This is a genomic window from Bowmanella sp. JS7-9 (genome assembly GCF_004329715.1).
Classification (GTDB): Bacteria; Pseudomonadota; Gammaproteobacteria; order Enterobacterales; family Alteromonadaceae; genus Pseudobowmanella; species Pseudobowmanella zhangzhouensis.
Map to the genome: position 1 here is coordinate 92,694 of NZ_JXSY01000018.1, position 21,532 is coordinate 114,225.

The following is a 21,532-nucleotide window of genomic DNA, read 5'->3' on the forward strand; positions in this document are numbered from 1 at the left end:
TCCTCTTACTGGGCCTCCCCGAGCACTTCAGCGAGAATGGTTTGCTGAACATCAGCCGCCAGGCGAGGACCGAATTGTGAAACACATTCGGCAGCACTGCGGCTTGCCAGACGACCTGCAGTCGCCATATCCAGACCATTGGTGATGCCGTATAAGAACGCACCTGCGAATGTATCGCCGGCGCCGGTACTATCTACTGCTTTTACCGGATAAGGTGGGATATCGATCACTGATTCCCTGGTGATAATTTGTGCACCTTTACTGCCACGAGTCAAGACAAGGGTTGGACAAATTTTCAGCAAGTCTTCAATGCCTGCGTCAACGTCATCGTTTCCTGCCCAGTCAGCCACTTCATCCTGATTGCAGAACAGCAGGTCGACACCGTCTTCGCCAATGACATCAGCCAGATGGTCGCGGGCATATTTCACCACAGCAGGGTCAGAGAAGGTCATGGCTACTTTGATGCCAGCTTCGCGGGCAATTTTTTTGGCGACCAGGATGGCATCGACGGCTTCACGCTGGTAGACCAGATGACCTTCGATATACAGAATTTGAGCATTACGAATGACGTCTTCATGTAATTCATTTACCGAGAAGTCAATGGTGATGCCCAAGTAGGTACACATGGTGCGCTCAGCATCCTGTGACACCATAACAACACAGCGGCCGGTGGCACCTGGGGTATTTTGCTGATCGAGACGATGCATAACACCCGCGTCGGTTAAGTCTTTTAAGTAAAACTCACCTAACGCATCATCGCCTACTTTACAGCAATAGAATACCTTGCCGCCGAACTGAGCAGTGGTCACCATTGAGTTGGCTGCGGAGCCACCGCCTGCGCGCTTTTTCAGGCCAAACTGGTTATTCAGGCTGTCCAGCAGACGCTGCTGAACATCACATTCAAGAAGCGTCATCACGCCTTTCTCCACGCCCTGGGCGGCGAGAAATTCGTCTGTCACTTCGTATTCTTTATCAACTAGGGCATTGCCAAGGGCAATAACGTCGTACTTGCTCATATCCAGCAAATCTGATTACTACACACAAAGGCGCGGATTCTAGCAGAAAGTGCGCTAAAGTGCGGATTTTTTCTGTTTAATTGAACAAAAATAATCAGTTTTTTCTTAGGTCGCTACATAAAGCTTGCAGCCCGTCCAACAGGCGCGGCGTGAAGCGATGTAGTTTGTTTGCGTCCGCGGTGACTATAGAATGAGCGGATTGTGGGATAAGTGTTTGCCAGCGTTGCCAAAATTGCTGCGTCTGACTTTGGGTAGCGCCATCAGCGGCAATGATCTTTTGCGGCTGGCGCTGAATAATCGTCTCCACAGTCACAGAAGGATAATCGTTCAGGCTGTCAGCAAAAATGCTATCGGCATTGCAAATATTTAACAATTGTACCGGCCAGGCGTTATTGCTGGCGGTAATCAGCGGTTGTGACGACAGATAATAAAATACCTTTATTCTGGGTTTGCTGGCGTAATCGCGACGTAGCTCGGCAAGCCGTGCTTCCAATGCCAAAGCCAGTTGTTCCGCATCCGGCGCCTGCAGCAATGCGCCCAGTTGACGCAAATCTGTAGCAATCGCCTCGGGTGTGTCTGGAACGGATAAATAAAGGGTAAATCCAAGCTGTTGCAGACGTGCCAAATCCTGAGGTTTATTTCCACCCTGCCAACCGATGATCAGGTCGGGTTGTAACGCCGTTATCGCCTCAAAGTTTACCCCTTGGTAACTGGCCACTCGAGGTAAACCTTTCGCCGCTTCGGGATAATCGCTGTAGTCACTGACAGCTATCAGGTGGTCACCGGCACCAAGGGTATACACTAACTCGGTGGTATGAGGCGCCAAACTAATGATTCGGGTAGGTTGCGCGGTGGCGCTAAATGCAATCAGTAAAACCATAAGCCAGCGAATCATGATGTCATTCCTTTGATGAACAGCATGCCGACCAACGCACACAGCACCAGTAGAAGCAATGTGCTCAAACGCACAAATAACAGGCTTCGAGAAATATCGCCGGGATTAGGCAGTCGCCGACCGAAACGCGTCATGCGTACTTTCTGCTGCTGATAGATAACAGGGCCACCGAGCTGAACCCTCAACATTAGAGCGGCACTTTGCAGAAGATGATTACGATTAGTCAGTTGCAGGCCCTTTAACCAAATCCAGATGCCTTTAAACGGACTGCCAATCAGGGCAAAGATCCCGGTGGTCAGACGCAATGGCAGAAAAATCAGCACAGCGATGAGGCGCTCCAGCGGTCGGCCAAAATGCTGATACTGACGGACTTTGGGATTCCATTGATAATGGCACTCCAATACCCATCGATAAGCAAATGCTGAGACGCCGCCGAAAAACATAAATAGCAGTAGCGGTGTAATGTGCTGTTGCACGAGACGCAGTATCTGGCCCTCGATACAGGCTTTGCTCATGCCGGTTTCGCTCAGGCTATCCACATCACGCAATACAATGTTTTTGAGATACTGTCGTGCCAGTGATTTTTTGTTTTGCTGCAATGCTAACTGACAGCGTTTCGCGCTGCGCTCTACATCGCCGTAGGCCAGCGCGACAAATAGCAGTAGCAGATCAAAAAACAGTGGAAACTCTGACAGTGAGCGCACAATCGCGATGATAATCAGCCAAGGAATAATCATCACTGCAGGCGCCAGTAGTCCGGCAATTCGTTGTTGTGCGGCGGGATTATTGGCACGGCAAACTTTATCCGCCATTTTCCGCGCCAGAATTTGCATGAAAGAAAGCGGATGGGCCTTTCGCGGTATAGCGAGAACCCGCTCTAGCAGGATGACCAGACTGGCAATAAATAAATTGGTAAGCCAGGGTGAATCAAGTAAAGCGGGTGGGGTCATATCATCCTTTCGGGGCCAGTGCGGCAATCATGCCCATGACCAATTCTGCGGAATGTTTCGCTGCAATATCAATATATTGTGAGAATGACATACTCGAGGTTTTGCCGGCAATATCTGACAGAGAGCGGATTACCACAAAGGGTGTTTCCAGCATATGACAGGTTTGTGCAATGGCCGCACCTTCCATTTCCACCGCGCGCATCTCAGGGAACAGATCACGCAGGCGTGCCACGACATCATCGCTACCGATGAACGCATCCCCAGTGCAAATTAGACCACGTTTACTTTGAATATGTACCACATCGCGAGCGGCTTGCTCGGCGGCCTCGATCAAACGTTGATCACAGGCGAATTTGGCGGGCATACCGTATGTTTGGCCACGTTCATAGCCGAAATGGGTTAAATCTACATCGTGATGCTGAACGAAATCCGCTACGACTAAATCGCCGATGTTCAGGTCTTTATCAAAGCCACCGGCAGAACCGGTGTTAACTACGAAGTCCGGGGCATAGCGATCAATCAGGATAGTTGTCGCTACAGCCGCAGCAACTTTGCCGATACCGCACTTCACGACGACCACTTCAACGCCATGCAAGGTGCCGGCGTAAAATGTAAGGTGCGCATATTCGCTAACAGTTACATCCTGTAATGAGGCTTTAAGGAGCGCAACTTCCTGATCCATCGCTCCGAGAATACCAATTTTCATGTACAACTTATCTGAAAAAAATGTGCGCGAAGTTTACATTATTTTTCCTGATTTCGCGGACAAATCTGGGTAGGAATAAAACAGCCACCCGCAGGTGGCTAAAGATGGTGTAGGAAAACTAGGCGGCGACGGGGCGGCGTAATGGCGCTTTGTCGTTATTCAGGGTACCGCGTACCAAGGGTTCCTGCGGTTGTTGGAATCTCAGAGGAGCCAGTTTGGCATGAATACAGTCGCGAATTTCCTGCGGCTTGTAACTGGCTTTAGCTTTAATCCGAATGTGTGGGATACGAGCCGCGTCCAACGCGCCGCTGACATACCAGTCACGTTGCGCCTTATAACTGCGTTCCGCTTCGACGCTGACCAAATCGACGGCGACCACGGGGCTCATGGTGTCTTTTTGACACAATACAAAATCCAGTTGTTTAGTGGCGGCCTGCGCCATGGCACTGCGACTGACTTTTACTGAGGTATTCGGGCGAATACTGACGATGTCACTAAGTCGCACCCGGCAAATAATCCGATATTGATCGCCCACGGCCATATCCAGCATTTGCAGAAATTTTCGTTCTGCGGGCGTATACAAATTGGTTTTTTTACTAAATGGGAAGGTTAAACCCACATCGCTGAGTTTAATTGCCGCCGCCGCGACGACAATTAACAGAATCATCAGAATGATCGCCAGTTCCATACGCACCTCACGCAAGTCATAAAATTGACACCGAGTGTCATCTGACTAAGTGAAATGCAGGGGGCGTGCCATTTCTTTCAGAGGAAATGGCTATTTAATCAGAATGTCGACCTGGCTGCCGGCGGCATCGGCTGAAATCACCACCACTTTCTGCGCAAACTGCAGGACGGTGCGACCTTTTTGCAAAGATTCCTGCTCAGGCTCACCTAATGCGGATTTATAAAAGGTCACGGTATCAGCAGGGGACAGTGGCGCATGATAGCTCATACTGGCTGGTGTATCTGAATTGAAACTGTGGCAAACACTTGCCCGTTCATGCAAAGGGACGGCATGAAATTCGCCGGGGCATTGCTGGGCGTTGACTGCCACGCTAGCCATACCGGCAGTTAATGCGAAAATGATTGATTTGCTCATATCAATATTAATCCTGGGACTCTGGATCAAACTATAAGTAGCTGGCGTGCGCTTGGCAAATCCTGTATTGCCACTACGGGTATAGGAACAGGGCAATAGGTATATTGGCGCGACAAAAAAGCCGTGCAGTGCACGGCTGTTCTTGCTCAGTTCACACGCCGATGTAATCCAGGATACCCTCTGCAGCCTTGCGTCCTTCGAATACGGCGGTTACCACCAGATCCGAACCACGTACCATATCGCCGCCTGCGAATATTTTCGGGTTACTGGTCTGAAATGCGAACTTTCCGTGTTGCGGCGCACGTACACGGCCTTTTTCATCCAGAATGATGCCGAAATCTGCGAACCAACTGGCCGGACTGGGCTGAAAACCGAACGCGATGATGACAGCATCGGCTTCCAACACGTGTTCGGAGTCTGGTACGGCCTGAGGTGATCTGCGTCCGGCGGCGTCCGGTGCGCCCAGCTCAGTTTTTACGAATTGCACGCCGCATACCTTGCCATCTGCATCTACGGCAATATCCAGCGGCTGTAGGTTAAACATAAATTCGACACCTTCTTCGCGGGCATTTTGCACTTCGCGCCGAGAGCCGGGCATGTTCTCTTCATCGCGACGATAGGCACAAATCACCGATTCAGCGCCTTGTCGCACCGAGGTACGTACGCAATCCATTGCCGTATCCCCGCCTCCGAGCACAATAACCTTCTTACCCTGCATACTAATGTAATCAGCAGGATCTTTTTCCAGCGCCATCAAACGGTTGGTGTTGGCAATCAGGAATGGCAGTGCCTCGTAGACCCCGGGCGCGGACTCATTGGCAAAGCCACCTTGCATATATTTGTAGGTACCCATACCAAGGAATACCGCATCGTATTCATTCAGCAGTTCTGCGAATGCGATATCTTTACCAATCTCAGTGCCCAGAACAAATTCGATCCCCATGTCGGTGAAGATCTCACGGCGTAACTTGATAACCTCTTTTTCCAGCTTGAATGCCGGGATGCCAAAGGTAAGCAGTCCACCAATCTCTTCGTATTTATCAAACACCACGGGTTTAACGCCGTTACGCACCAGAATATCTGCGCAAGCCAGACCGGCGGGTCCCGCGCCAACGATGGCCACGCGCTTATCGGTCTTTACTACATTGCTCAGGTCTGGTCGCCAGCCTTGCGCAAAAGCCGTGTCGGTAATGAATTTTTCAATACTGCCTATGGTGACGGCCCCAAAGTCTTCATTCAGGGTGCAAGCGCCTTCACAGAGTCTGTCCTGTGGACAAACACGTCCGCAGACCTCGGGTAAGCTATTGGTTTTACTGGACAATTCTGCCGCTTCAAATAAGCGGCCTTCGTTGACCAGTTTCAACCACTGAGGAATATAGTTGTGCACCGGGCACTTCCACTCGCAGTAAGGATTGCCGCAGTCAAGACAGCGATCCGCCTGGCCCTGTGCCTGTGATTCACTCATTGCCTGATAAATTTCCGCGAATTGTTCTTTACGCACGTAAAGAGGTTTCTTCGGCGGGTCGATGCGTTCTACATCGACGAATTGATACACATTTTTCGCCATATCCGCTCCTACTGTGCCTGCACGCGCAACTCATCGGTTGAGCGACTAATGTGACCCAGCAGATTCTTAACATCACTGGTCTTCGGTTTGATTAAGCGGAACTTGCCTAAGTATGCGTTGAAATCTGTAAGTATCGCCAAGGCACGCTCGCTGCCTGTTTCTTCGTAATGCTGATTAATCAGTCCACGCAGATGCTCGGCCAGAATCGCTTTGTCGGTGAGTCCGGAGTACTCCACCAATTCAGGATTGATGCGACACTCCAGATCGTCATGTTCATCTAACAAATAAGCGAAGCCTCCTGTCATCCCGGCTGCAAAGTTGACCCCAATACTGCCGAGAATCGCAACGATCCCGCCGGTCATATATTCACAGGCGTTATCACCGGCACCTTCGATGACGGCAATGGCACCGGAATTGCGCACAGCAAAACGTTCACCGGCGCGACCAGCCGCAAACAGTTTTCCACCGGTTGCCCCGTATAAACAGGTGTTACCAATGATGGCGCTTTGATGAGCGATGTAACTGACATCGGCAGGCGGATGGATGACCAGCTTGCCGCCCGCCATACCTTTACCTACGTAATCGTTGGCATCTCCTTCAAGGCGCATCTCCAGCCCACCGGCATTCCACACACCGAAACTTTGTCCTGCCGTGCCGCTGAAACTCAGTTTTATGGGATGGTCTTCCATGCCCTTGTTACCATGTAACGACGCAATCAGTCCGGACAAACCTGCACCGACGGAACGATCAATGTTAGTGATCGGATAGCTGCCTGAAGCACCCTGTAAGTTCTCAACCGCAGTTTTGAAATCTGCCACCAGTTGCAGATTTAGCTCACCGGTGTCGTCAGGTGCGTTTGATGTTGTGCTGCAGAACAGGCGAGTGTGATCACCTTCGGTGGCCTTGGCCAGAATCGGACTGAGTTCCAGCTTTTGCTGTCGCACTGATACACCGTCCAGCACGCTGAGCAATTCTGTGCGACCGATCAGTTCTTCCAGTTTTCTGACCCCCAAACTGGCCATGATTTCGCGTACTTCTTCTGCAATAAAGCGGAAGTAGTTCATCACCATCTCTGGTAATCCGATAAAGTAGTTATCGCGTAAATTTTTATCCTGGGTTGCGACGCCGGTTGCACAATTGTTGAGATGACAGATACGTAAGTACTTACAACCTAATGCCACCATCGGACCGGTGCCAAAGCCAAAACTTTCTGCGCCGAGTATCGCCGCTTTGATTACATCAAGGCCGGTTTTTAGCCCACCATCGGTCTGCACGCGGACTTTGTGTCTGAGTCCATTGGCTACCAGTGCCTGTTGAGTTTCGGCCAGACCGAGTTCAAATGGACTGCCGGCGTACTTCACCGAGGTAATCGGGCTGGCACCCGTGCCGCCATCGTAACCAGAGATGGTAATCAGGTCGGCATAAGCTTTGGCAACGCCGCAGGCGATGGTGCCGACACCCGGTTCAGAAACCAGTTTGACGGAAATTAATGCTTTGGGATTGACCTGCTTGAGGTCAAATATCAGCTGTGCCAAGTCCTCGATAGAATAAATATCGTGATGGGGAGGGGGCGAAATCAGGGTAACGCCTGGCACTGAATATCTCAGTTCAGCGATATATTTATTGACCTTATCGCCGGGTAATTGACCTCCCTCGCCGGGCTTCGCTCCCTGTGCGACTTTGATCTGAATAACGCTGGCATTGATCAGATAGTGCGGCGTGACACCAAAACGACCGGATGCCACTTGCTTGATTTTGGAATTACGTTCAGTGTTAAACCGTGCCGGATCTTCGCCACCTTCGCCTGAGTTAGACTGGCCACCCAATCGATTCATAGCGATGGCCAGTGCCTCATGGGCTTCCGGGCTCAAAGCACCGATTGACATAGCGGCGGTATCGAAGCGCGGATAAAGCGCCTCGGCTGGCTCCACTTTGCTGATATCGATCGCAGCCTGCTGCGGTTTTAATGCTAGCAGGTCACGCAATGTGGCGACGCCACGCTGATTGACCAGGTCAGCAAAGACTTTGTAATCCTGATAATCGCCACTCATTACCGCTTTTTGCAACGATTGCACCACGTCTGGGTTATAGGCGTGATACTCGCCATCGTGCACGTACTTAAGTAAGCCACCATGGGAAATCGCTTTGCGTTTTAACCAGGCCACGCGGTTTAAATTGATTTGGTCTTGTTCAAAATCGTCAAAGTCGGCGCCCTGAATGCGACTGGGCACGCCCTCAAAACACACGTCCATCACATTACGATTGATACCAATGGCTTCAAACAGCTTGGAACACCGATAGCTGGCGACTGTGCTGATGCCCATCTTTGACATAATTTTATATAAGCCTTTGTTGATCCCCTTGCGGTAGTTGATCATGGCTTGTAGTGGTGAATTGTTTAATTGTCCACGTTCGACCATCTGTTCGATGGCCTCATAGGCGAGGAAAGGATAAACCGCCGTCGCGCCCAGACCAATCAGTACCGCGAAGTGATGAGGATCTCGCGCAGAAGCGGTTTCAATCACGATATTGGCATCACAGCGTAACGAGGTCTCGACTAAACGCTTCTGTACCGCCCCGACCGCCATTGCCGCTGGAATGGGCAATGTATCAGGACGAATATTGCGGTCTGACAGTACCACGAACACCGCTTTTTTATGGCGGACCACATGTTCTACTTCATTACAGACTCGCTTGAGCGCAGCTTTGAGCCCTTCACTGGCCGGGTAATTAATCGAGATGACTTCTGAATAGTAATGTTCGGGATCGAAATTACGCAGTTGTTTCAAGTCGGTATACATCAGAATAGGTGAGTCAAACCGTACTCTATCAGCATAGCCAGACGTTTCACTCAATACGTCTTTCTCGCGACCAATGCAGGTGGCGAGCGACATAACATGATTTTCCCTTAATGGATCGATTGGCGGGTTTGTCACCTGGGCAAATTGTTGGCGGAAATAATCATACAAGGTGCGGGGTTTACTGGATAACACTGCCATGGGTGTGTCGTCACCCATAGATCCCACCGCTTCCTGGCCATCATTCGCCAACACGCGGATGATTTGATCTAATTCTTCATAGCTGTAGTTAAACTGCTTGAAGTAGGTATTCATCATGTCGTCATCGAACAGACGTTTACCAATAGCAGGCGTTTCCATTTGTTCGACTGGAGTGAGGCGACGGATGTGTTTACCCAGCCATTCGCGGTACGGGTGGCGATTTTTTAATTCTTCATCGATTTCATAACTACGCCAGATTTTTCCGGACTCAATATCCACCGCGAGCATTTCACCCGGGCCGACACGTCCTTTTTCCAGGACATCCTGATGTCGATAGTCCCAAATGCCCACTTCAGAGGCCAGCGTAATCAGATTATCTTTGGTAATAACATAACGGGCAGGGCGTAAGCCATTGCGATCCAGATTACACGCGACATGTTGACCATTCGTCAGGACAATTCCCGCAGGCCCATCCCAAGGCTCCATATGCATGGAGTTAAACTCATAAAATGCCTTAAGATCGTCATCCATGGTTGGATTGTTTTGATACGCAGGCGGCACCAGTAATCGCATCGCGCGGAATAAATCCATGCCGCCAGCCAGGAACAGCTCAAGCATATTATCCAGTGAAGACGAGTCCGAACCATGCAGATTAACAAACGGTGCAGCGTCATACAGGTCTGGGATTAGTGGAGTGCGGTATTTATAGGTCCGCGCCTGAGCCCATTCACGGTTACCACGGATGGTGTTGATTTCACCGTTGTGCGCCAGGAATCTGAAGGGTTGTGCCAAGGGCCATTTCGGTAATGTATTGGTCGAAAAGCGCTGGTGGAAGATACAAATCGCCGATTGCATGCGCTCATCGGCAAGATCCAGATAGAACTTGGGCAGATCACCGGCAAGAACCAATCCTTTATATACGCTGACCAATGACGACAGCGCTGCAATATAAAAATCGTCATCTTCACTCAGCACCTTCTCAGCACGGCGACGAGCCATGAACAGCCTGCGTTCCATATCATGGGGGCGCCAGCCAGGTGGAGAGTTGACAAATACCTGTTCAATTTGCGGTTTGCAACTGGCGGCAAGTTCACCTAGCAGGGAATCATCTGTCGGAACCTGTCGCCAGCCGAGCACATCCAGCGTTTCTTTTTGTAATTCCTGTTCCAGCGCATGGCGGGCGGCCGCGGCTTTGTCTTTGTTCTGACTGAGGAATACCATACCAACAGCATAGTTTTGTGCCAGCTTCCAGTTTTGCTCGGCAGCAATGGCACGGAAAAAGCTGTCCGGCTTTTGCATTAACAGACCGCAACCGTCACCTGTTTTTCCATCCGCAGCGATGCCGCCGCGGTGTTGCATACGGTCTAGCCCGGTGATAGCAGTCTTTACCAAGTGGTGACTCGCTTCACCCTTTATATGCGCAATTAACCCAAATCCGCAGTTATCCCGAGAATCGTTTGGATGAAATAGAGTCATGTTGAAACACTCCTTCAACTAAGTGATGGGCGGAGCATCATCGAATGTTAGTTCCACTGTTGTTTAAATAGGTCTCACGACAAAATATTTGAATTGTTATGCACTCGACGTTGTGAGCCTTAGGAACATACAGAGGAACAAAATCAAAATCAATTATCCCAAAAGTGGATTTTTTGGCCTTTGTTCTTTTTTGCTTTGTTTTTTTATTTAAGTGATTGATTTAATTGTTTATATTAATGTTGTTAATGGTGTGTTAAATCATTTTTGTCTTGTCGCAAAACGAAATATTTATCCTAATTGCTATTGATTTCCGGCCAAGTTACGTTTACGTAAAGGTGCATAAATATGTTGGATTGCACGGTTGCAGTGGCGGGCTGTAAGTGTGTCAGGAAAATTTACAAATAGTTGAGGTTTATCAATTTCAGAGAATTAGGTTGATATACTGTAATACTTTTAACTTATTGTATTATAATGATTTTTGTTATTTTCTTTTTGGGTATTTACATGTTGGCATAGGGAATGCATTGTATTCTGCGAGGCGTACAAGAAGAGTTTAGTGGTGTATATCAGGTGACTGATGGTGCACGCTGTGGTTTATTCTACTGGAGTATTTTCCATGAAAAATTGGTTCATGGGCGCCGCCCTTTCTATGTTGTTATCTTCGACCGCAAATGCCGGTCTGGTTTATTTCGATATCTTTGCTGACCTTACCGATACCGATGCAGGTTGGAATTCTTCTGTTGTTGATCAAAACCAATTGGTATGTGGCAACTACACAGGCAGCTTAGATGGGTATATTGGTTGTTTCGGTGCAGATTTTGATGCGGAAACGCCAGCCTCGTTTGAAGCGGGTGACTCCAGCTATAACATTCAGGATATGACATCGTTCTTCCTCAGCCTGTTCTTAAATGATAACTACCTGTACTTCTCGGCAGGTGAACAAGGGATCATTACGTTAGACAGTAACTTCAATCTGATTTCTTTTAGCTTCAGTGCATTTACCCAATCTCAGGGCGATAGACTTAACATCACCTATGATGATGTTTCAGAGTTGCGTTTGGAGACCGTAAATGAAGAGCAAGGTGCTGGCGGTAATGTGACTATTACTCAGCGAGTTGATGCTGTACCAGAGCCGCAATCATTATTCATTTTAGCGCTTGGCTTACTGAGCGTATTCGGTTTACGCCGCAAGGCGTAAGGGGTGGGCGAAATAAAAAAGGTGCCTTCGGGCACCTTTTTTATTATCTGCGAGGGAGATATCAGGCCTGATAGCCGCCTTCGATACCTTTCACTGCAATCGCAACCGCGTCGTGTGCATGGAGAGACTCCAGATGGTTGACCCGCACATAAAAGTCCGCATAGCTAGCTTGAGCGGCAAGTGCGTTTTTAAGTTTACGCGCTGCGTCTTCACAGAACATCAGATTCTGGCCATTTAAACGAGCAAATTCCTGCTCATCTTCACGTTTTACTGCGGCTTGTACCGGTGTCTTTAAGGCATTTTCGATTACATCTACCAGAGCCTGTACCGGTAACTCTGTGACGGAATCATCCAATTTTACTTTTACATCGGCAATTGAACGCTGACTGTGTGGTGTGGCGACTATACCTTGTGTAGTGCCCAGCCAGGCATGAACCTGATCAAAATTAACCTGTTCCTGCTGACTAAAAGATTGCTCGAAACTTTGCTGGATCAATTGTCTGGCTAAGGCTGCAGAGCATGGACAGGTTGAGCTATAGGGCACATCGATTTGCATCTCGACCTGCATTTTTCCTTTGCTTAATACGCCATTGAGGACGATTGGGTAAGCTTTCCAGCCTTGCTTGCCACTTATCAGGGATTTGCGACGCATGTGGTAGTCGAAAGCAACGATTAACTGCGCACTGTCACTGAGGTCTTCGTGGCTGCTTACGAAATCATTGAGTAATTGCTGCAATGTCGCCAGAGTCAATTCACTGTGATTGGAGAGTTCATCCAGCAGCAAATATAGACGAGACATATGAATGCCTTTAGCTTCAGGCTTAATCAGGTTAACGAAAGCGCTAACTCGCGCGCTGACGGGCCGGCCGTTGCTTTCATCAGTGGCGAGCATTAACGGGATTTCAATATTGCTCATACCAACGCGATCCAGGGTGCTGGCAGTTAGTGCTGCACTTTGGTTGGCAACATCAGGCATGATTAAGGACATTATTTCTCCATTGGTAAACAACAATGACGAAGCAGAAACTCAGCTGTCACGCTGGCCGCAACTGTAAAACGGCGCTCGTTATAGCATAAATTGTGCTGCCCTGTCCGGTGAAAAAAACGAATATGACGTTCGCTTCGACCGACTTGCGTGAATAGTTGAGTATTTTACTTGGTTTTTAAATTCATACAAGCTTAGGTGCCGTCCATGCTAGGATGCGGGCATCGTTGTTGTGTAATGGAGTGAACCAATGTCTCCACATCAGCCCATGGACTCCTGGGCAATTCGATTTGCAAATTTTATTAACCGTATGGGTACGCTGAAAGTCAGCGTAATGTTCGTATTGTTGGCGTTGAGTTTCACTTTGCTAGGGTCTTACGTGCTGCGTTTGACGCTGACGGGTGAAGTTGAATTGATGGACTTTTTCAGTGCCATCGTTCTGACATTATTAAGCGCGCCGTTTGTGCTGTTTTTCTTCAGTGAACTGGTTAAGCAATTGGAACGTCAACGGGTCAATTTAGAAGAGTTGGTGGCACAACTGGAGCGTTTACGTGATGAAGACGTGCTGCTAAACCAGGAATTGCACAGCAATATTACCCAGCTCAATTACGAAATAGAACAACGTAAGCAGGTGCAAATCGAGCGGGAAACTCTGTACCAGGAGTTGGAGCAGGAAATCAAAGAACGCCGGGAAAAAGAGCAACAGGCACAACGTTTATCATCCTTGCTGCGTTCGATAATCGACTCCTCGCCAGATTTAATTTATTACCGCAACGAACAGGGCCAATTTGCTGGTTGTAACCGGGTTGCAGAGCAAATGACCGGTAAAACCGAAGCTGAATTACTTGGGCTAACTCCGGAAGAGGTGTACGACGAGGACGTCGCGATCCGCGTGGTGGCCAGTGATAACGAGGTATTAAAGAGTAATACCAGCATCACTGAAGAGTTGTGGCTTAAATTTGCCGATGGCAGTTTACGTTACTATGAGATGCGCAAAGTGCCGTTTTATGACAGTGAAGGTAACCGCCTTGGTTTGCTCGCGTTCGGGCGTGATATGACCAAACGTAAGGAAGCGGAAGACGCATTAGAACGTGCCAGTCGCGATAAAACCGCTTTTATCGCCACGATCAGCCATGAGTTACGTACACCGCTGAATGGGATTGTTGGCCTTAGCCGGATGTTGCGTGGCACTAAGCTCGATAGTGAGCAACAAAACTGGGTCAATACGATTTATACCAGTGCGGTAACGCTGGGTAATATATTCAACGACATCATCGATCTGGATAAGATCGGTCGCACACGTCTGGAGTTGGTGCAGGAAAGTATTGATATCCGGTTGTTCTTTAATGAACTCAGCAGCCTGGTCGGCTTATTGGCCGGTGATAAGAGCCTGACGTTTAATGCCAGTATTGATAAATCACTCCCAACCTATATCGAGACTGACCATACCCGCTTACGCCAAATACTGTGGAATCTGTTATACAACGCAGTGAAATTTACTGAGCGTGGCGGCGTCACCTTCCAGTTAACCGTCCAGGACGACAGTGCCGAACCTATGATGAAATTTGTCATCACTGACTCGGGGATTGGTATCCCTGAAGCAGAGTTAGATAACATTTTCGCTATGTATTATCAGGTCAAAGAAGATAAGAAGCGCTTTGCCACGGGTACCGGGATTGGTTTGGCGATTACCAAAAAAATGGTCGACCTGATGGGCGGTTCTATCCAGGTTAACAGTAAGCCGGGTAAGGGCAGTACATTTACTGTGTTGCTGCCGCTTAAGGCCATGGATGCGCCGAAGCCTCAGACTCTGGTCAAAGCGACCGGCTTGCATATTCTGCTGGTAGAAGACATCGAATTAAATGTGATGGTTGCCCGCGCATTGTTGGAGAAGCTGGGTCAGGTTGTCAGTGTGGCTATGACCGGGGGGGAAGCCATCGACATGGCACGTCAGCAGCATTTCGACCTGATTCTGTTGGATATTCAATTACCCGATATGACCGGCTTCGATGTGGCCAATACCTTGCTGCAAGAAGATCTGGTAATGGGAACGCCCATGGTGGCGCTCACCGCTAATGTAATTAAAACCCGTCAGGAATATCTGGATAATGGCATGGACGATGTTATCGCCAAGCCGATCAAAAAGAGCCGTGTGATTGAAATTATCAATCAGTATTGCAGCGCACCGGAAATACAGGATGTAGAAGATGAGAGTCAGCCGCAGGGCAATAGTATTGCCGGCGCACTGGACACGGAAAATCTGAGTCAATTGGTTGATACCATCGGGGCGCAGTTGTTATTAGATTCGGTCGAGGTATTTAAATCTAAAATGCCGCAGTATTTGCAGGTTTTACAGACCAGCCTGATGGCAAAAGACAAAAACCATGTGTGCGAAGAAGCGCATAAAATAAAGGGGGCCGCTGCATCTGTGGGCTTATTACATGTGCGTAAATATGCCAATCTGATTCAGCAAGGCGAACACCCCGCATGGTGGGAAAACGTGTATGACTGGGTCGATGAGTTGCAGGCCTCTTTGCAACACGATTTACCCCTATTGGAGAATTGGTTGCACACTCAGCTTGATGGGGAAGATTGAGTTCTTCTCCAGTGCCAAAGTGCGAGCACGGGAAGAAACAATAGCGGCAGGGTGCTGAGAAGCACCCAGTTCCATCCGAACCAACCAATCACAATACCGGCTGACAGTGAAGCCAGCGCCTGTAATGAGAAGATGGTCAGGTCATTGACGCCCTGTACCCGAAATTTTTCATTTTCCTGATAACTTTGCGGTAACCAGGTGGTACCCGCTACGTACATAAAATTCCAGCCAATCCCAAGTAACACCAAGGCACTCCAGTAATGGACATAGTCCTGATTAATCAGACCGATCACCACACAGGTTAGCAGGGCTGCAACGCCTGCCAGCATCAGTTTGCGGATCCCTAACTTGCGGATCAGCAGCGCGGTGAACAGGGAGGGCAGATACATGGCAATAATATGACTTTGAATCACCCACTTAGTGTCCTGCATCGAAAAATGATGATGCACATGCATGCTGATTGGCGTGGCGGTCATAATAAAACTCATCACCGCAAAGCTGATAGCTGCGCTGCTTAGTGCCAACAAAAATATAGGTTGCGTGACCAGCTGCGTGAGGGGACGTGGCGCTGAGTCCTGATGCAGGGATGGTGCGCCGACAGGCTGCAGACGACTAATCACGACCAATGCCACAAGCATATTAATAGCTAAAAAGACGAACGCGCCGCTGAATGACTCATTCAGGACCGACTTACCCCATACACCCAATTCTGGCCCAACGAATGCCGCGACCAATCCCGCCATGAGTAATACCGAGACGGCCTGACCACTTTGTTCAGGCGCGACAGACTCAATTGCCGCAAAGCGAAATTGTTGATTGGCCGCCAATGGAATGCCAAACAGCAAAATACTGAAACACAGCAGCCAGAATGATTGCTGCTCAATACTAAATGCCGCAAACAAACTACAAAGCAGGCCACACAGGGTAGTTAACAAGATGCCACGTTTGCGCCCAATTCTGCTCATTAGTTTCACCACGGGCAGGGTAAATAACGCCACACCGACAATCATGCAACTGATCGGCAATGTTGCGAGTGCCGGGGTGGGAGCGAGCGCAATACCAATAAAACCGCCGACAAACACGATCAGTGGGCCACTGGAACCAATCAACGCCTGCGCAATTAACAGAATAAATACATTGGGGTGAAGTAAACGCATTTAAGGCATCAGAAACAGCGTAGCAGTGCCGAGGAATGCAAAGATTCCCACGACATCGGTAATGGTGGTCAGAATAACAGAGCCAGCCAGTGCCGGGTCGATTTTCATACGTTTCATCATCAACGGCAGGAAAGCACCGGACAGGCCAGCGGCAATCATATTGATCATCATGGCGAAGGCAATAATTAAGCCGAGAGTGAAGTCTTGTTTCCATAAGGCTACTACCGAGGCAATCAATACTGCCCATAGCAACCCGTTCAAAAACCCGATAGCCAACTCCTTGAGTAGCAGGGCGCGCCCATTTGAGTCGTTTACGTGGCCCAATGCCATACCGCGAATAACCAGAGTCAGGGTCTGGTTGCCCGCAACGCCACCCATGCTTGGCACGATGGTATTTAAGATTGCCAGTACCGCCAGTGCGCTCAGGGTTTCTTCAAACAAATCACTGACTGCCGCCGCCATAAGTGCAGTGATAAGGTTCACGCCCAGCCAGATGGAACGACGTCGGGTCGATTTCATTACCGGGGCGAAGGTATCCTCTTCGTCATCCAAACCGGCCATGCTCATCATTGAGTGTTCGGCGTCTTCACGAATAATATCGACCACATCATCGATGGTGATCCGGCCTAACAAATGATTTTCTGCATCCACCACCGGCGCGGACAGCCAGTTATAACGTTCAAATAATTTTGCAACCTCGGTTTCCGGCATATCCACCGGAATGGCTTCGGCATTTTCATTCATTAACTCTTCCACTGTCATATCAGACGTGGCAGTTAACAGGCGGGTCACCGGTACGGAGCCAATCAGTTTGTCAAAACGGTTCACTACGTAGAAGGTATCGGTATCTTCCGGTACATCGCCTTTGAGGCGCAGATAACGCAGAATGACATCGACGGTGACTTCCGGCCGCAGGGTAATCGTATCGGTATTCATGACGAAACCGGCGGTTTCCTCGCCATAAGCCAGAGCACTTTCCGCACGAATCCGGTCCTGCTCATCCATGGATTTGAGCACTTCCTGCACCACGGCATCAGGCAGGCTGTGCAGCAGCTCTGCCAAATCGTCGGTATCCATGTCTTCGACGGCATCGGCCAGCTTCTCTGGCATCATGCGGCGAATGATGCCGTTACGCACATCTTCAGACAGTTCTTCAAGAACGTCGCCGTGGAATTCCGGATCGATCAGTTGCCACAACACCATCCGACTCTTGGACGGGGTCGACTCCAGCAGTAATGCAACATCACACGCAGGCATATGGTGCAGCATTTTACGCACATGCACATACATCCCACTGCTTAACGCGTTATTAATCGCTTGCAGTTGTTCAGGGCTGTATTGTTTTTCCAGAGTATCTGGCATGCGGAAGACGGCCAATGAGTGACAATTAAAAGAATAACAATAGTTTAGAGTAACTACGCACAGAGTTCAGCAGATATTTGTGCGTGCTATTTGCTTGCTCGATGTGGCGGATTAGTCGTTGATGTCGAGATCGGCGGACAAGGGGGAGTCAAGCAGATACGCCTGACCAAGCACTTTTTGTAGGGTACCGTCTTCACGATACTCGCGGATGGTGGCACTGAGTGTATTCAATGCCTTGGTGTGTTTTGCATGACAGGTGATTGCATCGTGAATAATCAAGGGTGAAAAACCTTTGGCATACGCAAAGTGTTGTGCAAGGCCAAGTCTCTCGTAGGCAAATAATACATCCGGATAAAACACAAACAGGTGATTGACCCGGTGATTTTGCAACATGGCGATGTTCTCTAATTCGCTCTGTACCTGATACATCCGGCCGGCCCTGTCTGCTAATTGACGCATCTCAGTACTCATGGGCGTACCGCGCACGATACTAATCGTATCCTCAGCACTGATATCTGCCAGAGACGTTACCAGCGGTAAATCGCGATCAGACAGCACGCGCACCAGCGCAATATTCAGCGGTGCAGACGTCAGCGTATTAGTCAGTTTCTGTCTTTCATCTGGTTGATCAAAGGTGTCGATGCCGGGCGCGTAACAGGCAAATTGTTTATTGATAAAGCCAACTTTCGCTCTTTTCATGGGCAGTATGACGAGCTCGTATTCCTTCTCCAGACCAGTTTCGTTAAGAGCCTGTTGAATAAGCGTTGCATAGGCTCCGTAGGGGCGGCCATGCAAGTCTTTCTCAAACAATCCACTGAGTTCCGCTGCAGCAATGATTTGTTTTTGAGAATCTGCGGCGCTGGCGCTAAATGCGAGTGTCGTTATCATGATTAGTTTCGCCAGAAACCTACCTGTCCGAATAACTTTGAGCATCATCGTGTTCACAAAATGGAATACATTGTTAATCAGTGTACTGCAATTTTTTATTCTGCAGAAAAGCACAGCATACAAACCCACAACAATTTGCTGCCTTGCTGAATGCTATGGTTGTTGACCTTGTGCTGTTTTCATAATGTTCAACATGGCATTGACCTGGCGTTGTGAGGCAAACAATACTTCACTGGGCTTTTCCCGTATGCCCATATTGTGTTGCAGATAGATGCTTCCCCAGGCAATCGACAGGGTTGGCATCCCAAAAGCCTGACGGAAATTGTCTCGTAAAGTGGGAAGTTCAGCCTCTGGAATCAGTATCCAAACCAAATCCAATTGGTCATCCTGAAAAACCAGTTCTATCAGACGCTTTTGGCCGGCGTATTCAAAACCCATGCAATTAATTTGCTGTTGGGAGTGCCTGGCCAGTGGTGCGGTGATGGGGTTGATATTTTGCACGGTCAGATAATCGCACTGATTAGTCAAATCACTCTGTATATCGGCTAATGGTGCCCCAAAGCGAAATACTTCAGGTTTATCAATATCCGATGCAAAGGACAACAATGAAACTATCGTCAGTAACATCGCCGTGATGGGTTTCCACATAAAATATCCATAATTTCGTTAACTCAACGCACCAAAGTGTATGGTGTTGGGTAGCCGAAATCTGTTAAAAAATGTGGAAAACTGTTCGCTTGTGTTATGCGTTGAGGAGTTATTCTACTTCGTTAAAACGCTTGGCAACTAACTCTTCAATCGCATCTAAGGCCTGCATTGCATCTGGCCCTTCGCCAATCACCTGAATTTCTTTGCCCATATGGCTTTCTAACATCATCAGGCCTAATACAGAATTAGCCGATGCATGGCGTTCACCATTGACGATGGTCACTTGTGCATCGAACTGGTTGGCTAATTTTGCCAATTGCGTGGCCGCGCGTGCATGCAGCCCCAGCTTGTTGCGGATTAATAAGGTTCTTTCAATTGTCATCCGACGGATGCCTTGAGTTTGGCCAACTCGCGGTGGCGAATTTGCAAGTCAGGGTGGACGGGGCGAATATTTGCCGCCAGCATTTCAGCCACATATACGGAACGATGCTGCCCGCCAGTACAACCGATGGCAACGGTCACATAGCTGCGATTATTGCGCTCCAGGTGCGGCAGCCAGGTAGTAATCAGGTTCTGAATCTGCCAGACAAATTTGGTCACCAGTGGCTGTGATCCAAGAAAGGACTGCACAGGCTCATCCAGTCCGGTTAATGGCTTTAGTTCAGGCTCCCAGTGGGGATTTGGCAGGAAGCGCGCATCAAACACATAATCGGCATCTTTGGGGATGCCATGTTTGAAGCCAAAACTTTCAAATACCATCACCAGGCGGGAGGATTTTTTACCCAGAATACGTTCGCGCACTAACTCTGCCAGCTGGTGGACAGACAGATCTGCCGTATCAATGTACAGATCGCAGCGCTCCGCAATGGGGGCAAGTAAATTAGATTCCGTAGCAATCGCTTCAATCAGTGAAATATTGTACTTAGATAACGGATGTAAACGGCGTGTCTCACTAAAGCGCCTTACCAGAATATCATCAGCGGCATCCAGATAAACGATGGTAACTTTCCAGTGGGTCGGCAAGTAGTTGAGGATTTCGTTCAATTCATCCGGATCTTTCGGCAGGTTACGTACATCGATACTGACCGCAACCTGATCGTACTCGTCGACCACGGCGTGGGTCAGGGTCGGCAGCAAATTAACCGGTAGGTTATCGACACAATAGTGGCCCAGGTCTTCCAATACCCGCAGTGCGATAGACTTCCCTGAGCCAGAACGACCACTAATAATGGTTAATTTCACAAAATCGCCTCGTACAGTTCCTGATTGGTTTGCGCGTTACGTATTTGTTTAATGGTGTTCTTTTCTGCCAGTTTCTGCGCCACCGTTGCGAGGGTTTGTAAATGCCCCTCTGTTTGTTCTGCGGGCACTAATATGGCAAAAAACACGTCAACCGGCTGATTATCGATAGCATCAAAGTTGATGCCGGGTTTGCAGGTCACTAAAACGGCGGTGATTTTTTGCAAGCCATCGATTCTGCCGTGAGGTATTGCAATACCCTGACCTATGCCCGTGCTTCCCATTCGTTCGCGGCCTAAAAGCGCGTCGAGGATCTGCGTTTCCGGAAAATTTTGGTTATGGAGATGAGCCAGTTGGCTGATGGATTCCAGTATTCTTTTTTTACTGGATCCCGGAGCTGCACATAAGGTGCAGTCCGGGCTTAATATGTCAGTTATTTGCATTCACGCACGACGTCAGTGACGGTTTAACTTTTCCTTATGTTTTATCACCTGACGGTCTAGTTTGTCTATCAAACTATCAATGGCGGCGTACATATCGCTGTGTTCTGAGGTTGCAAAGATTTCTCCACCGTTGACATGTAAGGTGGCTTCGGCTTTCTGGTTTAGTTTTTCGACGTTAAGAATGACGTAAACATTGTTGATATGGTCGAAGTGTCGCTCCAATTTTTCAAATTTCGTGTCGACGTAATTGCGAAGAGAGTCTGTGATTTCCACATGGTGACCAGAGAGGTTGATTTGCATATCGC

At 48.9% G+C, this 21,532-nt stretch carries 19 protein-coding genes; 2 read left to right on the forward strand and 17 right to left on the reverse strand.

What is annotated here, in order from left to right; all coding sequences use genetic code 11:
- Window positions 1-5: 5 nt before the first annotated feature.
- The 8 genes from TK45_RS09890 to gltB form a co-directional block, all read right to left on the reverse strand.
- On the reverse strand, window positions 6-1,016 hold the full coding sequence (locus tag TK45_RS09890) for an adenosine kinase (RefSeq protein ID WP_131258492.1): 1,011 nt from the start codon (window positions 1,014-1,016) through the stop codon (window positions 6-8).
- Between the two features lie 94 nt (window positions 1,017-1,110).
- Entirely contained in the window at window positions 1,111-1,911 is an 801-nt protein-coding gene (locus TK45_RS09895; RefSeq protein WP_131258493.1) for a cobalamin-binding protein, read from the reverse strand.
- A complete protein-coding gene (locus tag TK45_RS09900) occupies window positions 1,908-2,861 on the reverse strand; it encodes a cobalamin biosynthesis protein (protein WP_131258494.1) in 954 nt (317 codons plus the stop codon). The genes TK45_RS09895 and TK45_RS09900 overlap by 4 nt, the downstream gene beginning before the upstream one ends.
- 1 nt (window position 2,862) lies before the next feature.
- Window positions 2,863-3,567 (reverse strand): 5'-methylthioadenosine/adenosylhomocysteine nucleosidase, encoded by a 705-nt coding sequence (locus TK45_RS09905; RefSeq protein WP_131258495.1) that lies wholly within the window; start codon window positions 3,565-3,567, stop codon window positions 2,863-2,865.
- 118 nt (window positions 3,568-3,685) lie between these two features.
- The gene (locus TK45_RS09910) at window positions 3,686-4,255 is read right to left on the reverse strand and encodes a DUF2726 domain-containing protein (RefSeq protein WP_131258496.1); all 570 of its coding nucleotides are present in this window, start codon (window positions 4,253-4,255) and stop codon (window positions 3,686-3,688) included.
- Window positions 4,256-4,345: 90 nt separating this feature from the next.
- Window positions 4,346-4,669 carry a hypothetical protein gene (locus TK45_RS09915; protein ID WP_131258497.1) on the reverse strand — a complete coding sequence of 108 codons (324 nt, stop codon included), beginning with the start codon at window positions 4,667-4,669 and terminating at the stop codon, window positions 4,346-4,348.
- Between the two features lie 151 nt (window positions 4,670-4,820).
- Window positions 4,821-6,236: an FAD-dependent oxidoreductase gene (locus tag TK45_RS09920; protein ID WP_131258498.1), complete on the reverse strand. Its 1,416-nt coding sequence runs from the start codon at window positions 6,234-6,236 to the stop codon at window positions 4,821-4,823.
- Window positions 6,237-6,244: 8 nt separating this feature from the next.
- Window positions 6,245-10,711 carry a glutamate synthase large subunit gene (gltB, locus tag TK45_RS09925; protein WP_131258499.1) on the reverse strand — a complete coding sequence of 1,489 codons (4,467 nt, stop codon included), beginning with the start codon at window positions 10,709-10,711 and terminating at the stop codon, window positions 6,245-6,247.
- 616 nt (window positions 10,712-11,327) lie between these two features.
- Here gltB and TK45_RS09930 point away from each other — a divergent pair.
- A complete protein-coding gene (locus TK45_RS09930; protein WP_165490753.1) occupies window positions 11,328-11,909 on the forward strand; it encodes a PEP-CTERM sorting domain-containing protein in 582 nt (193 codons plus the stop codon).
- Between the two features lie 61 nt (window positions 11,910-11,970).
- On the opposite strand, the gene folE2 is transcribed toward TK45_RS09930, so the two are convergent.
- Window positions 11,971-12,897, reverse strand: a complete 927-nt coding sequence (gene folE2, locus TK45_RS09935) for a GTP cyclohydrolase FolE2 (protein ID WP_131258501.1) — start codon at window positions 12,895-12,897, stop codon at window positions 11,971-11,973.
- A gap of 247 nt (window positions 12,898-13,144) precedes the next feature.
- On the opposite strand from folE2, the gene arcB reads away from it, so the two are divergent.
- Window positions 13,145-15,490 (forward strand): aerobic respiration two-component sensor histidine kinase ArcB, encoded by a 2,346-nt coding sequence (gene arcB / locus TK45_RS09940; RefSeq protein WP_131258502.1) that lies wholly within the window; start codon window positions 13,145-13,147, stop codon window positions 15,488-15,490.
- Here arcB and TK45_RS09945 read toward each other — a convergent pair.
- The 8 genes from TK45_RS09945 to hpf all read right to left on the reverse strand — a co-directional run bounded on the left by TK45_RS09945 (window position 15,469) and on the right by hpf (window position 21,527).
- Window positions 15,469-16,647, reverse strand: a complete 1,179-nt coding sequence (locus TK45_RS09945) for an MFS transporter (RefSeq protein ID WP_131258503.1) — start codon at window positions 16,645-16,647, stop codon at window positions 15,469-15,471. The two genes, arcB and TK45_RS09945, sit on opposite strands and share 22 nt — an antisense overlap.
- Window positions 16,648-18,009 carry a magnesium transporter gene (gene mgtE, locus TK45_RS09950; RefSeq protein WP_131258504.1) on the reverse strand — a complete coding sequence of 454 codons (1,362 nt, stop codon included), beginning with the start codon at window positions 18,007-18,009 and terminating at the stop codon, window positions 16,648-16,650.
- Between the two features lie 111 nt (window positions 18,010-18,120).
- Window positions 18,121-18,897: a hypothetical protein gene (locus tag TK45_RS09955; RefSeq protein ID WP_131258505.1), complete on the reverse strand. Its 777-nt coding sequence runs from the start codon at window positions 18,895-18,897 to the stop codon at window positions 18,121-18,123.
- A gap of 153 nt (window positions 18,898-19,050) precedes the next feature.
- Window positions 19,051-19,545: a hypothetical protein gene (locus TK45_RS09960; protein ID WP_131258506.1), complete on the reverse strand. Its 495-nt coding sequence runs from the start codon at window positions 19,543-19,545 to the stop codon at window positions 19,051-19,053.
- Between the two features lie 109 nt (window positions 19,546-19,654).
- On the reverse strand, window positions 19,655-19,927 hold the full coding sequence (locus tag TK45_RS09965; protein ID WP_131258507.1) for an HPr family phosphocarrier protein: 273 nt from the start codon (window positions 19,925-19,927) through the stop codon (window positions 19,655-19,657).
- Window positions 19,924-20,787: an RNase adapter RapZ gene (gene rapZ, locus TK45_RS09970; protein ID WP_131258508.1), complete on the reverse strand. Its 864-nt coding sequence runs from the start codon at window positions 20,785-20,787 to the stop codon at window positions 19,924-19,926. Before rapZ ends, TK45_RS09965 begins: the two co-directional genes overlap by 4 nt.
- Complete coding sequence (gene ptsN / locus TK45_RS09975; protein WP_131258509.1) at window positions 20,784-21,227, reverse strand: PTS IIA-like nitrogen regulatory protein PtsN; 444 nt, start codon at window positions 21,225-21,227, stop codon at window positions 20,784-20,786. The genes rapZ and ptsN overlap by 4 nt, the downstream gene beginning before the upstream one ends.
- A 12-nt stretch (window positions 21,228-21,239) precedes the next feature.
- The gene (hpf, locus tag TK45_RS09980) at window positions 21,240-21,527 is read right to left on the reverse strand and encodes a ribosome hibernation promoting factor (RefSeq protein ID WP_131258510.1); all 288 of its coding nucleotides are present in this window, start codon (window positions 21,525-21,527) and stop codon (window positions 21,240-21,242) included.
- Window positions 21,528-21,532 lie beyond the last annotated feature (5 nt).